The sequence below is a fragment of the Paraburkholderia sediminicola genome, assembly GCF_902859805.1.
Classification (GTDB): Bacteria; Pseudomonadota; Gammaproteobacteria; order Burkholderiales; family Burkholderiaceae; genus Paraburkholderia; species Paraburkholderia sediminicola.
Genome location: NZ_CADIKC010000001.1, coordinates 632038 through 645230, shown reverse-complemented (window position 1 = coordinate 645230; position 13193 = coordinate 632038). Strand labels below are relative to the sequence as shown.

General features: G+C 62.3%; 10 protein-coding genes. 7 read left to right on the top strand and 3 right to left on the bottom strand.

Annotated features, from left to right (window positions below; genetic code table 11):
• Position 1 precedes the first annotated feature (1 nt).
• The 3 genes from R8871_RS02805 (at position 2) to ggt (ending at position 4415) form a co-directional block, all read left to right on the top strand.
• Entirely contained in the window at positions 2 to 766 is a 765-nt protein-coding gene (locus tag R8871_RS02805; protein ID WP_175048940.1) for a phosphocholine cytidylyltransferase family protein, read from the top strand.
• A gap of 278 nt (positions 767 to 1044) precedes the next feature.
• Positions 1045 to 2448, top strand: coding sequence for an MFS transporter (locus R8871_RS02800; RefSeq protein ID WP_175048939.1), 1404 nt, complete (start codon positions 1045 to 1047; stop codon positions 2446 to 2448).
• A gap of 233 nt (positions 2449 to 2681) precedes the next feature.
• Positions 2682 to 4415 carry a gamma-glutamyltransferase gene (gene ggt, locus R8871_RS02795; RefSeq protein ID WP_175048938.1) on the top strand — a complete coding sequence of 578 codons (1734 nt, stop codon included), beginning with the start codon at positions 2682 to 2684 and terminating at the stop codon, positions 4413 to 4415.
• Positions 4416 to 4546: 131 nt separating this feature from the next.
• Here the strand turns inward: ggt and R8871_RS02790 are convergent, their stop codons facing one another.
• Positions 4547 to 5593: a S1C family serine protease gene (locus R8871_RS02790; RefSeq protein WP_175048937.1), complete on the bottom strand. Its 1047-nt coding sequence runs from the start codon at positions 5591 to 5593 to the stop codon at positions 4547 to 4549.
• Between the two features lie 212 nt (positions 5594 to 5805).
• On the opposite strand from R8871_RS02790, the gene R8871_RS02785 reads away from it, so the two are divergent.
• Together R8871_RS02785 and ppk2 are read left to right on the top strand one after the other, a co-directional pair.
• Entirely contained in the window at positions 5806 to 6258 is a 453-nt protein-coding gene (locus R8871_RS02785) for a VOC family protein (RefSeq protein ID WP_246287324.1), read from the top strand.
• Positions 6259 to 6449: 191 nt separating this feature from the next.
• Positions 6450 to 7376, top strand: a complete 927-nt coding sequence (ppk2, locus tag R8871_RS02780) for a polyphosphate kinase 2 (RefSeq protein WP_175048936.1) — start codon at positions 6450 to 6452, stop codon at positions 7374 to 7376.
• A 104-nt stretch (positions 7377 to 7480) separates the two neighbouring features.
• On the opposite strand, the gene R8871_RS02775 is transcribed toward ppk2, so the two are convergent.
• Positions 7481 to 9067 carry an inorganic phosphate transporter gene (locus R8871_RS02775; RefSeq protein ID WP_175048935.1) on the bottom strand — a complete coding sequence of 529 codons (1587 nt, stop codon included), beginning with the start codon at positions 9065 to 9067 and terminating at the stop codon, positions 7481 to 7483.
• Positions 9068 to 9479: 412 nt separating this feature from the next.
• Between R8871_RS02775 and R8871_RS02770 the strand changes: the two genes are divergently transcribed.
• Both R8871_RS02770 and R8871_RS02765 read left to right on the top strand, forming a co-directional pair.
• Complete coding sequence (locus tag R8871_RS02770) at positions 9480 to 10349, top strand: CHAD domain-containing protein (RefSeq protein ID WP_175048934.1); 870 nt, start codon at positions 9480 to 9482, stop codon at positions 10347 to 10349.
• A gap of 112 nt (positions 10350 to 10461) precedes the next feature.
• Positions 10462 to 12036: a sensor domain-containing diguanylate cyclase gene (locus R8871_RS02765; RefSeq protein ID WP_246287323.1), complete on the top strand. Its 1575-nt coding sequence runs from the start codon at positions 10462 to 10464 to the stop codon at positions 12034 to 12036.
• Positions 12037 to 12105: 69 nt separating this feature from the next.
• Here the strand turns inward: R8871_RS02765 and R8871_RS02760 are convergent, their stop codons facing one another.
• Complete coding sequence (locus R8871_RS02760; RefSeq protein ID WP_175048933.1) at positions 12106 to 13143, bottom strand: VTT domain-containing protein; 1038 nt, start codon at positions 13141 to 13143, stop codon at positions 12106 to 12108.
• Positions 13144 to 13193: the final 50 nt, after the last annotated feature.

The window sequence follows — 13193 nt, the reverse complement described above, 5'->3', positions numbered from 1 at the left end:
CATGCGTGCCATCATCCTCGCAGCGGGCCTCGGCCTGCGTCTCCAGCAACCGCCGCAGGCACAGTTCCCGAAGTGCCTGTTGCAGTTCGACGGCATGAGCCTGCTCGAACGGCATCTGCAAATGCTGGAGACCGCCGGCGTGACCGACGTCGTGCTGGCGCTCGGCTTTCAGCCGGAATCGGTGCAGGCGGAACTGGAGCGGATCAACTGGCCGCATAAAGTGGAAACCGTGCTGAACCCGCGCTACGACCTGGGCAGCGTGCTGACGGTGCATACGGTGGCCGAGGCGCTCACGCGCGGTGGCGACGTGCTGCTGATGGACGCCGACGTGCTCTACGACGAGCGCATTCTGAGCGCGCTGGTGAAGGGCGAGACGGTCAACCGCCTGTTGATCGACCGCGATTTCGAAGCCGGCGACGAGCCTGTCAAGCTGTGCCTGAAAGACGGCGTGCCGGTCGAGTTGCGCAAGCAGCTCGCCGTCAACCTCGAGTACGACACCATCGGCGAATCGGTGGGCTTCTTCCGCTTCCGCCAGGAAACCGCGCAACGTTTCGCGCAGATCGTTGCGGGCTACGTGGATAGCGGCCGGGCCAACATGCCGCACGAAGAAGCGGTACGCGACCTGCTGCTGGAGCGCAGCCAGGTATTCGACACGGCCGACGTGACCGGCGCGCCGTGGATCGAGATCGACTTCCCGAACGACGTCGCTCGTGCAAGTACCGAAATTCTGCCGCAGCTGCAACCGCTGGTCAGTGCATCGCGCTAAGTCTCGTCAAGTACCGTTAAGCCTCGCCCCTGAATTGCCGCTGTATGGCATGGTGAGCCGGTTGTATGCCGGCTCACCATCGCGTCGTTTTTCTCTTCATTACCACTTCTGTTTTTTCGTAATCAACTCAGCTTCGTTGCGCGCTCAACTATTGGGCGCCGCATAGCAACGCGTCATCCGCGAGAATACGAAAAGCCTTCGCTTAACAACATCTGTTGTCGATGCGATGCCATAATCGCAGCTTTACACCGACGGCCTTGCAACCCGTCGTCATGCCAATGCCTCTCGCTTTAGGCACTTTCATCGTTCCGCTGATCGTCGCGTGTGCGATGTTCATGGAAAACGTAGACGGCACGGTCATCGTGACGTCGCTGCCCGTTCTGGCGCGCGATCTCGGCCACGATCCCATCACCCTCAAGCTCGCCGTGACGGCTTATGTCATCGGCCTCGGCGTTTTCATTCCGATTTGCGGCTGGGTCGCTGACCGCTTCGGTTCACGCACCGTTTTTCGCACGGCAATCGGCGTCTTTATGGCCGGCTCGCTGATGTGCGCGGCGTCCACGTCACTCGGCACCTTCGTGGTTGCGCGCTTCGTGCAAGGCATCGGCGGCGCGATGATGGTGCCGGTGGGGCGCATCATCATTTTCCGTTCGGTGCCGAAGTCGGACTTCATTCGCGCGGTCAACTATCTGACAGTGCCTGCGTTGCTCGGGCCGGTAGTCGGGCCGCCGCTGGGTGGGTTTATCACGACCTATTTGCACTGGCGCCTGATCTTCTTCATCAACATTCCAATCGGCCTGCTGGGTATCTGGCTTGCGAACAAGCATATTGCCAACGTGCGTGAAGCGCATCCCGGCCGGCTCGACTGGACCGGTTTCGTGTTGTCGGCGAGCGGGGCGTCGCTGTTCATGCTGGGGCTTTCGCTGGTAGGCGGCGAACTGGTGTCCAACACGGTATCGCTCAGCATGTGCGTGATCGGCGTGCTGCTGCTGGTGGTGTACGTGCTGTACGCGAATCGGGTCGAATTGCCGGTGCTCGATTTGCGGCTGCTGCGCATTCCGAGTTTTCACGCGAGCGTGGTGGGTGGCTCGCTGTTTCGCATCGGCCTCGGCGCAGTGCCGTTTCTGTTGCCGCTTGCGTTGCAGGAAGGTCTGGGCATGACCGCGTTCAAGTCGGGGTCGATTACCTGCGCGTCCGCATTCGGCTCGATCTTTATGAAAGCGGCTGCGTCGCGCATTCTCGAACGGTTCGGTTTTCGCACGGTGCTGATGTTCAATGCCGGTTGCGCGGGACTCGCGATTGCCGTCTACGGTCTGTTCTTTCCCGGTACGCCGCATTGGTTGATCTGGTGTGTAGTGCTGTTCGGCGGTTTCTTCCCGTCCTTGCAATTCACCTCGTTGAATACTTTGGCGTATGCGGATATTCCGAGCCGCGACGTTGGCCGCGCGACGAGTGTCGCGAGCGTGATCCAGCAGATCTCGTTGGGGCTCGGCGTGACGATTGCCGGCATCGTGCTGCAAATCTCGCATAACGTGCAGGGTCATTCGACGATCGTGTTCTCCGACTTCTGGCCGGCGTTCCTCGTGGTCGGTCTGTTCTCGTTCCTGTCGATTCCGGTGACCGCGCGCTTGCCGCAAGGCGCCGGCGACGAAATCGCGCGCGGTAGCCGCGGTAGCGCCTGAATGTTCGACTCACGGTGCGCTGCATTTCGTGGTGCGGCGCACTGACTGCGCTCGATGCCGATTGGAGCACGGTTACTCGCGTCAATCGGCGTCGTTAAACAGGGCGTTTTTTGTGTGCCGCAACATGCACCATATGCGTGCAACAGCTTCGCAATTGGCGGATCGGCGTGTTATAAGCCCAAGGCAGCTTTCGTTATCGTCAGATGAAGAAGTCGTCTTGGGGGATATATCCAATGAAGTTGTTTCACAACGCCAAGCCGTCCGTTAGCGGACTTGCGCTGGTCGCACTGATCTCTGTTTCAAGCGGTTTTCTCGAAGCGACTCCAGCCTTTGCCAAAGAGCCTGCGAAAGCGCAGCCGGCAATTCTCACGGCGTCCGCCATTGCGGTCGCCGACAAGTACAGCGCCGACGCCGCGGAACAGATCTTCAAGGAAGGTGGTAACGCCGTCGACGCGGCAGTCGCGATTGCCTTCACGCTTGCCGTGACGTATCCGGAAGCGGGCAATATCGGCGGCGGCGGTTTCATGACGCTGTATGTCGACGGCAAGCCGTACTTCCTCGACTATCGCGAGCGCGCCCCGCTGGCCGCGACGAAGACCATGTACCTCGACGACAAGGGCGAGGTCATCAAGGGCATGAGTCTGTTCGGCTATCGGGCCGTGGGCGTGCCGGGCACCGTCGACGGCATGTGGCAGGCGCAGCGCCGCTTCGGCAAGCTCAAATGGAAGCAGGTGCTCGCACCGGCCATTCATTACGCGCGCGACGGCTTCGAAGTCAGCGAGCAATTGCAGCAACGCCGCGACGACGCCGCGAAAGACTTCGCCGGCAAGACCAACTTCGATACCTACTTCGGCAACCTGAAGCAGGGCGTCAACTTCAAGCAACCGGATCTCGCCGCCGTGCTGCAGCGCATTTCGGATCAGGGTGCGAAAGACTTCTATTCGGGCAAGACCGCTGATCTGATCGCCGCGTCCATGCGCGGTCACGGTCTGATCACGAAGGCGGATTTGCAACAGTACAAAGCCGTGTGGCGTCAGCCGATCCAGGCGGACTGGAACGGCTATCGCGTGATTACCGCGCCGCCCCCGAGCTCGGGCGGTATCGGTCTCGTGCAGTTGCTGAAGATGAAGGCCGACATTGCGCCCGACTTCAAGGACGTCACGCTTAACTCCGCGCAGTACGTGCACCTGATCGCTGAGATCGAGAAGCGCGTATTTGCCGATCGTGCGCAGTATCTCGGCGATCCGGACTTCTACAAGGTGCCGGTCGCGCAACTGATTGACGACGCGTATATCGCGAAACGTGCCGCGGAAGTGAACCCGAATACGCCGTCGGATACGAAGAGCGTGCAGCCGGGTCTCGGCACGACGATGCCGGAGAAAGCGGAAACCACGCACTTCTCGGTGATCGACAAGTGGGGTAACGCGGTGTCGAACACGTACACCATCAACGGCTATTTCGGCTCGGGCGTGGTGGCGGATCGCACGGGCATCGTGCTGAACGACGAGATGGACGACTTCTCCGCGAAGCCGGGTGTTGCGAACCAGTTTGGCGTGGTGGGCAGCGACGCGAATTCGATTGATCCGAAGAAGCGCCCGTTGTCGTCGATGAGCCCGACGATTCTGACGAAGGACGGCAAGGTATCGCTCGTGATCGGCACGCCGGGTGGCTCGCGCATTTTCACGTCGATCTTCCAGGTGATCAACAACGTCTATGACTTCAACATGCCGTTGCAGGAGGCCGTTGGCGCGATGCGCTTCCATCACCAACTGTTGCCGCCGAACACGATCTTCTGGGAGCCGTACAAGCCTATCGACGGCGAACTCGCCAAGCAGATCGAAGCCAAGGGCTACGTGCTGAAGGGGCAGGATTTCAGCGGCGACATCCAGGCGATCAAGGTCAATGGCGATACGCCGGAAGCCGCAGCCGATCCGCGTGGCCGTGGCGTGACGCGGGTGATCCAGTAAGCGGTCGACTTCGGTCGTTTAAGGGCATCTGGGCGGCGCATCTTTGTGGATGCGCCGCAGGCGGAAAAAAGGCCTCGCGTTCAATTGAGCGTGAGGCCTTTTCTATTTTCCACCACAGCCAGTCGAGCGAATCAGCTTATCTGCTCAACCGGCGTCAAGGTCAATTCGAGCCGTTGCGCGCCACGTAACACCGTCACGTTGACCGGCTTGTCGATACGCGACACATCGAGCGTGCGTTGCAGGCTATCGACGTCTTGCACCGCAAGCGCATCGATCGCGACGATCGTGTCATCCGTGCGCAGACCGCCGAGCGCGGCCGGGCTGCTTTTGACGATTTCCATGACGTGCACGCCGCTCTCTGAGCTCAGGCCGAAATAGCGCTGCACGCGACGCGACAGCGGTCTCGTGGTGCCGGCCACGCCGATGTACGCGCGCCGCACGCGACCGTGCGCGAAGATCTGCATGATGACCCACTTGGCCGTATCGATCGCGGTGGCGAAGCAGATCGCCTGCGCGCCGGGAATGATCGCGGTATTCACGCCGATCACCTGACCGGCCGAATTGATCAGCGGGCCGCCCGAATTGCCGGGATTGAGCGCGGCGTCTGTCTGGATCACGTCGTAGATCATGCGGCCCGAATTCGAACGCAGCGAGCGCCCGAGCGCCGAGACGACGCCGGTTGTCACGGTTTGCGCCAGGCCAAGCGGATTGCCGACCGCGATCGCGATCTGGCCGACGCGCAGCTTTGACGATTCGCCGAGTTCAACGTGCGCCAATGGCTCCGGCGAGCCGATGCGCAGCACGGCCAGATCGCTGCCGGGGTCGTCGCCGACCAGATCGGCGTCGAATTTCGCGCCGTCCGCGAGCGTTACGGTGATGTGCGTGGCGCCGTGTACGACGTGGCTGTTGGTGAGCAGATAGCCGTCCGGCGTGAACAGAAAACCCGAACCGGTACCGCCGCGTGCGCCGCGGCTGTCGCGCCCGGACGGCGCGCCGGGCAGCCGGCGTTCGACGGAAATGAAGGCGACCGCCTGCTGAACGCGTTCCAGCGCGCCGATCACGGTGCGGGAATAGGCGTCGAGCAGGGCGTCGTCGGATAAAGCGGTGAGTGGATCGGACCCGGGGGCGTCGGATGCGGCGCGCGATAGGTCATCGATGAAGCGTGGACGGCTTCCCATGGCGATGCTCCGGATAAACGGGAATCCAGATGCGGGGCGGCGGGCGGGTTTTTCAAGTGCGGGCGAGGCGGCGCGTTCGAGGCTGCGTGTGAGACACTTTCCAGTGTCAGTCCACGCCAGCGCCGACGCCGATGTCCACGCGAATGCCTGCAACGCTCAGGCACACGCGGTGCAAGCCCGTCAGGCGTCGCTGCACCAAGGAGACAGCTACCATGAGTTCGTCCGCCAGTTCCGCAGCCGCCGCAGCGTCTGCCGCGTCGAGCGCCTCGAGCGCGCCGTCAGACTCAACGGACCCGACAAACCCAACCGGGCCGCGCATCGAGTCCCTCAGTGCCATCACGCTCGCCACCGGCAATATGCCCCGCGCGGTGCTGTTTTACGAAGCGCTCGGTTTTCCGATCAAATTCGGTGGTTCACAGGAAGCGTTTACCTCGTTTGCATTCGGCGGTTCATATCTGAACCTGATTGTCGATACGCGCGCGCCGGTCAACTGGTGGGGCCGCGTGATCATTTACGTCTCGGACGTCGACGCCTTGTACCGGAAAGCGCTGGCCGCGGGTTTGAAACCGTCGCTCGAACCGTCCGATGCGCCATGGGGCGAGCGCTATTTCCACATTACCGATCCCGATGGCCACGAACTCAGCTTCGCGAAACCGTTGCGTTAGCGCCGGGCGGCCGCGCTAAACTCGCTATCATGACTGAGCGATAGGGTGCGCAAACCGCCGGTGAGCACCGGTCGCGGAAGCGCGGCGGTCGCGCTGGTAACACGGCTGACACTTCGTGCTTCGATAATCGAACCCGTTCGCGACGCGCATGCGCCGCGCGCCTAACTATGTCCGTTGCCAGGAGAGTCGCAATGAAAGAGCTGGATCCGAGACCCGAGGCCGAAATCATGGCAGAACGGCAACGCCGTTTCGAGGAGGACCTCATCGATGCCTATGACGAGGAACTCGAAATGGAGGTCGACGACCGTATCATCGACGGCGCGGAAGGCTTCACGCCCGAGCATCGCGAGGCGCGCAAGGTGTACTTCCGCGAGCTGTTCCGGTTGCAGGGCGAGCTTGTCAAACTGCAGGACTGGATTGTGCAGACCGGCCATCGGCTGGTGGTGATATTCGAAGGGCGCGACGCGGCCGGCAAGGGCGGCGCGATCAAACGCATTACGCAGCGGCTCAATCCGCGCGTGTGCCGAGTGGCGGCGTTGCCGGCGCCGAACAACCGCGAACGTACCCAATGGTATTTCCAGCGCTACGTGTCGCATCTGCCGGCCGGCGGCGAGATGGTGCTGTTCGACCGCAGCTGGTACAACCGCGCAGGCGTCGAACGCGTGATGAATTTCTGTACCGACGACGAGTACGAAGAGTTTTTCCGCTCGGTGCCGGAATTCGAAAAGATGCTGGCGCGCAGCGGCGTGCAGATTCTCAAATACTGGTTTTCGATCACGGACGAAGAGCAGGAAATCCGCTTTCAGAACCGCATCCACGACCCGCTGAAGCAGTGGAAGCTGAGTCCGATGGATCTGGAAAGCCGGCGCCGCTGGGAAGCCTATACGCAGGCGAAAGAAGTCATGCTGCAGCGCTCGAATATTCCCGAGGCGCCGTGGTGGGTCGTGCAGGCGGTCGACAAGAAACGCGCGCGCCTGAACTGCATTCACCATCTGCTGAGCCAGGTGCCGTATCACGAGATCGAGCACCCGCTCATCGAATTGCCGGCGCGGGTCTATCACGACGAATACAGCCGCCAGCCGGTGCCCTCGTCGATAATCGTGCCCGAAATTTATTGATCGACCTTCGACTCGGTGAAATGAAAAAAGCGCGGCAATGACCGCGCTTTTTTCATACTTCGCCGGTGCCGGATTTGCACCCGGCGCCAGCGATTTCAGCAGCTTCAGAACACCATCCGGAACAGCCAGTACAAGGCGCCGGCTAGCGCGATTGAGACTGGTAGCGTCAGTACCCATGCGAGGATCAGGCTGCGCACGGTACCCCATTGCAAGCCGGAACCATTGGCAGCCATGGCGCCGGCCACGCCTGACGACAGCACGTGCGTCGTCGAGACCGGCAAGCCGTACATGTCGGCAGCGCCAATCGTCAGCATCGCCACGACTTCAGCCGAGGCGCCCTGTCCATAGGTCAGATGCTGCTTGCCGATCTTCTCGCCAACCGTGACGACGATGCGCTTCCAGCCGACCATCGTGCCGAGACCCAGTGCGATGGCCACGGCGACCTTCACCCACGTCGGAATGAACTTGGTGGCGTGATCGGTTTGCGCCTTGAAGTTGTCGATCGCCTTGACGTCTGCCGGTGAGAAAGCCGGCTGCTTGCTCTTCTCCATCAGACGAATGGCTTCGGACGCGACATACATGTTGTTGCGCACGTTATCGACGATGTTTTGCGGCACCGCTGCCATCGATCCCGATTCGCTGACCTGCTGGCCGATCAGTTCGGTCAGTTGCTGCAAGGCGGGCAACGTGGCGGGCGTCAACTGGCGCGTGCGTACATACGCTTCGACATCGCCACGCGGATCGGTGGAGGGCGCCGCGCCCTGGGTGTACTTGCCGAGCACGGCCGCGGTCTGGTGTGCGACGGCAAGATAGGTTTGCGTTTCCGCCGGTGTCACTGCCTTGTTCAGTGCATAGGCCGTCGGCACCGTGCCGATCAGGATCAGCATGATGAGGCCCATGCCTTTTTGCCCGTCGTTCGAACCGTGCGCGAACGAAACGCCCGTGCAGGTCAGAATCAGCAGGCTGCGAATCCAGAACGGGGGCGGTTCCTTGCCTTTAGGTTCGGTGTACAACGCCGGGACCCGCACCACCGCTTTCAGGATCAGCAGCAGCAAGCCAGCGGCGAGAAAGCCGACCAGCGGCGAAAACAGCAGCGACTTGCCGACGCCGAGCGCCTGATTCCAGTCCACGCCGCTCGTGCCGTTTGCGCCATGCATCAGCTGATTCATCAGACCGACGCCGATGATCGAGCCGATCAGCGTGTGCGAGCTCGACGACGGCAGTCCGAAGTACCACGTGCCCAGATTCCAGATGATGGCCGCGATCAGCAGCGCGAAGACCATCGCGAAGCCCGCGCTGCTGCCAACTTGCAGAATCAGTTCGACGGGCAGCAACTGCAGGATGCCGAATGCCACCGCGCCCGACGAAGTCAGCACGCCGAGGAAATTCCATCCGCCGGACCAGACCACCGCAATGTTCGGCGCGAGCGAATGCGTGTAAATCACGGTGGCGACCGCGTTGGCAGTGTCATGAAAGCCGTTGACGAATTCGAAGCCGAGCGCGATCAGAAGCGCGAAGCCGAGCAGGAGATAGGGCAGAAATGAGGCCTCGCGAACCGGTTCTAGATCGGTTGCCAGATGCACGGCGCAATAAGCAGCGCCGATCGCGATCACGATCAGGAAAACGATGAGGCTGAGATAACGCCCTTTTCCAGTTGCGGCGCCCGATTGCGGGTACGAAAGTTCCGGCATGGCATGAGCCCTAAAGTTGTCGCGGAACTGCCGATCCTGCGGTGCCTGTGTGTCCTAATGATGACAATGGCGTGACCGTTATGCGGGACGGGCGTTCGCGGAAAGGTATATACAGATTGGCGTTACAGGAAAGGCTGCCGCCTGCGCGGCGAGGTAGAACGATAAGCGGTCCGAAAAGAACTATGCGCGAAGTGCACCTCTGCAGTGGAACGGATTGTCCGGTTCAACTTCCGCCAAGGCCGCAAAAGAACTCGCGCGACCTAAGTGTTCGCTACAAATGCGGCGATTGCAGTCCATGCAACGTGCATTGTCTTGCGGCCATCCTCGTGCAGTTTAGGCGACGCGTTGGCGGATATCCACCAGGACCTTTTTTTGCTAGGCTGACATCAAAGGGCCATTTGAAGGACATCCGATGAAGCGGGCGAGCCGGAAAATCGACAAACAGGCTGCCAACAGCAAGCCGGCCGGCGCGGAACCTTCGGCGGAGGCAGCCTTTGCGTCGTACGCGGCGCCCCTTGTCGATGACGCGATCGAACTCGCCAATGCGGTGCGCGAAGACGCTTCGCCGGAAGCGCTGCACAAACTGCGTGTGTCGCTGCGGCGCTTGCGCTCGTTGTGGTGGGCGTTCGAGCCCTTGCTGGACAAAGGCGAAAATACGCGCCAACGGGCGCTGTATAAGTATCTGGCTAATGCCGCCGGCAAGACGCGGGATTGGGACATTCTGATCGAACTGATTGCGCAGGACGAGCGCGTCGCGCATGAGATGGCGCCCACGCTCGAGGCGGCGCGCGGCGGCGCGTTGGCAACGAGCCGTGAAACGCTTTCGAACGCGGACGTCAAACATTTGCTGCAAGACGCCTTGACCAGCGCCAATAAAGAACTGAACACCGCCCGTGAGCGCGTGCCGCTGCAAAAATTCGCCGACAAGCGTGTAAGCGCTTCCGAACGTTCGCTTAAAAAGCGCATAAAGCGCGCGTCTCAAGCGAAGCGCTCCAACTACACCGCGTTTCACGACGTCAGAAAGGCGGGTAAGAAAGTGCGCTATCTGCTCGAGTTTTTCGAGCCGGTTCTGAGCGGCAGCCACAAACGCACCCTGAAGCGGTTAAAGCAGATCCAGAAGCGTTTCGGCACGCTGAACGATATCGTCGCAAGCGAGATGCTGCTGCGCGACAATACGGATTTGCTGGCCGGGTCCGGCGACACCGATGCAGCGCTTGAGTGGCTGAAGAAGGAACGCAAACGCCGGATGCGCGCGGCGGCGGGACTCTTGCGCAAACTGTGAGGCGGCTTGAAGGGCGCTCGCACGTTCGAGCGGACCGGCCCGAAAACGACATTGGCTGTGCATCCGCACCTGATCGGTCGGGCGGGGCATTTGCGAAGGAGGCGATGCGCACGTGGCACATCAAACGCTTTCGCTGCGTCGACGGTTGCGATTCATGTCGCGCGCCGGTGGGATCGGCATGTCGCGTTATGTGGGCAACCACCCGTACTTCGCCGGGCTCGCTGGAACGCTGGTTGCCGTAGCGATGGCCGGTTTGACGCTGCTGACGCTGAGCAGCGGCCGCGACGACGCGCTCAACCACGCGCGGGAAACCGCGCAAAACCTCGTCTCGATCATTTCCTCCGATCTTGAACGAAATGTCGAGATCTACGATTTGTCTCTGGCGGCCATGGTGGACGGCGCGCGGGATCGCGCCACGTGGACCCTGCCTGCGGACTTGCAGCAAGCCGTGCTATTCGATCGCGCAACCACGGCGGCCTACCTGGGCGGCGCCTATGTGATCGCTGCGGACGGACGGGTGATCGCTTCGCAGAACGGCGAGATCAATGCCGCAGTTCGCCTCGCCGACCGTGACTACTTTCTGGTGCATCAACGCAGTCCGGCTGTCGGGCTTTATTTCTCCCACCCGTACCGCTCGCGGCTGCGTGACGGGAAGTTGTCGATCGGCCTCACGCGGCGCATCAACGAAGCCGATGGCACGTTTGGCGGCGTCGCGCTTCTGGCGATTCGTATCGAATACTTTCAGCATCTGCTGGATCGGATCAATACGGGCGAACTGGGCTCTGTATTCATCGTGATGGACGACGGCACCTTGCTCGCCCGCAAGCCGTTTTCCTCGCGAGATATCGGCACGAGCATCGCGAAGTCGCCAACCTTTCAGGTGATGGCCGCGCGCACCTCGGGCTCGTATGTCGCCAGATCGGCGGTCGACGGCGTGCGCCGGATGTTCACCTATGCACGCGTGCCGGGTACGCCGCTGATTGCGGTGGTTGCACCTGCCGAGGATGAAGTGCTCGCGCCGTGGCGGCGTCGCAGCAGGATTGCCGGCGCGCTGACGCTCGCTTTCGGCGCGGTATTCGTCATGGTCTCGTGGATGCTGGCTTTCGTCTTGCGCGACAAGCTGCGCGCGCAAGCCGCACTGATGCGTCTCGCCGCGACGGACCCGCTTACGGGGCTTAGCAATCGCCGTGTGCTCGATAACCGGCTCGACGAGGAGTGGCGGCGCGCGCGGCGCTCCGGGCAACCGCTGTCGGCCCTGTTCATCGACATTGATCATTTCAAGCAATTCAACGACGTCTACGGCCACGCGAGCGGTGACGAGGCCTTGACCGCCGTGGCCGAATGCATCTCCGCGACGGTGCTGCGCGCGGTCGATCTGGTGGCGCGATACGGTGGTGAGGAGTTTGCCGTGATCTTGCCGGACACCACGGCGGAGGGCGCGCTCAACCTCGCGGAGAAGATTCGTAGCAAGGTGCAGAGCCTGCGCGTTGTGCATCGCGATGGTGAAGCGATCACTATCACGGTAAGCATCGGTTGCGCGACCAGTGTGCCGGCGGCAGGGGCGAGCGCGCTCGACCTGCTGGCCGCTGCCGACCGGCAGCTATACGCTGCCAAGGCGGCGGGCCGCAACCGGGTCAGGTCGGCGACGTGGGTGGGGCAGTCGGTGGCGCAGGATGCGTCGTCGTGAGAGGTGGCGCGTGATGGACGCCGATCCGGCGCCCGGCCGGGTTGTCACTTTGTGAATCGCCCCGGCGCATCAGCCGCGTCGTGGGGCAAACCCGCGCAGCGTTATCGCGCCGCGAACTTCACCGTAGGGCTCCGGCGTGCGTTTGCGGGCGCTCGGTTCGTCCGTCAGCGGGACAGGTTCGACGGGAAACCCGCGCCTTTGCCAGGCGTCGAGGCCGCCCCTCAGTGCGCGGATCCGCGTGTAGCCGTTCAGGCGCATTCGTTGCGTGATCTCGACCGCGGTCGCGCTGTCCGGGCAAATGCAATAAATCACCATGTCATGGACGAGCAGCGCGCCGTCGATCTGCTCAGGCGAGTGCGGGTCGAGCGCCAGCACGCCGGGGATGGTGCGCAGCCCTTCACCCGTTGAGGCGGCTGGGCGGGCATCCAGAACCTTGGGCGGCGTGATGCGGCGCCATCCAGCGAGTGTCGCTTGCGACGCAGCCGCGGAGGCCACGTCCGCGAGACGGCGTCGTTCGCGGCGCCGTTGCTGCAGGCGGTACACCAGATAGGCCAACGCTGCGGCCAGCAGGATGTCGAGTACCGTGCCCCCGCGTGCTCTGACGAACGCGAGCAGCATATGCAACTGTCTTTCCGCCGCGGCGCCGCCGAGTAGCCAGAAGGTGGCCCACACCAGCGCGCCGGCGAGGTCCCACAAAGCATAAATGCGGCTGTCCACCGCGGTCGTGCCCATGAGCGGCGGAGTGATGAGTCCTAGTCCGGGGACGAACTTCGAGATCGACACGAGCGCCACGCCGAAGCGCTCGAATAGTAGGCGGGCCTTGTCGACCCTGGAATCGATCGCCGGGGAAATCCGGCCCAGAGCGGCGATCAGTCTGCGGCCGTAGATGCGGCCGGCGGCGAACCACGTACCGTCGCCGATGAGCGCGCCAAGCACGGCGGCGAACAGGATCGGCCAGAAAGACAGTGTGCCGGCGGCAATCGCCGAGCCTGCGAAGAGCAGCACGGGGACCGCGGGGATCGGCAGGCCGAGCCGCGTCAACAGGACGTTCACAAAAACGAACACGCCGCCCCAGGTTGACACCGCCGACGACGGAAACTCTAGCAATTGCGGATCTCCTGTTGTGACGGTTGAGCCGCGCAGCGGCGTGAGCTTGT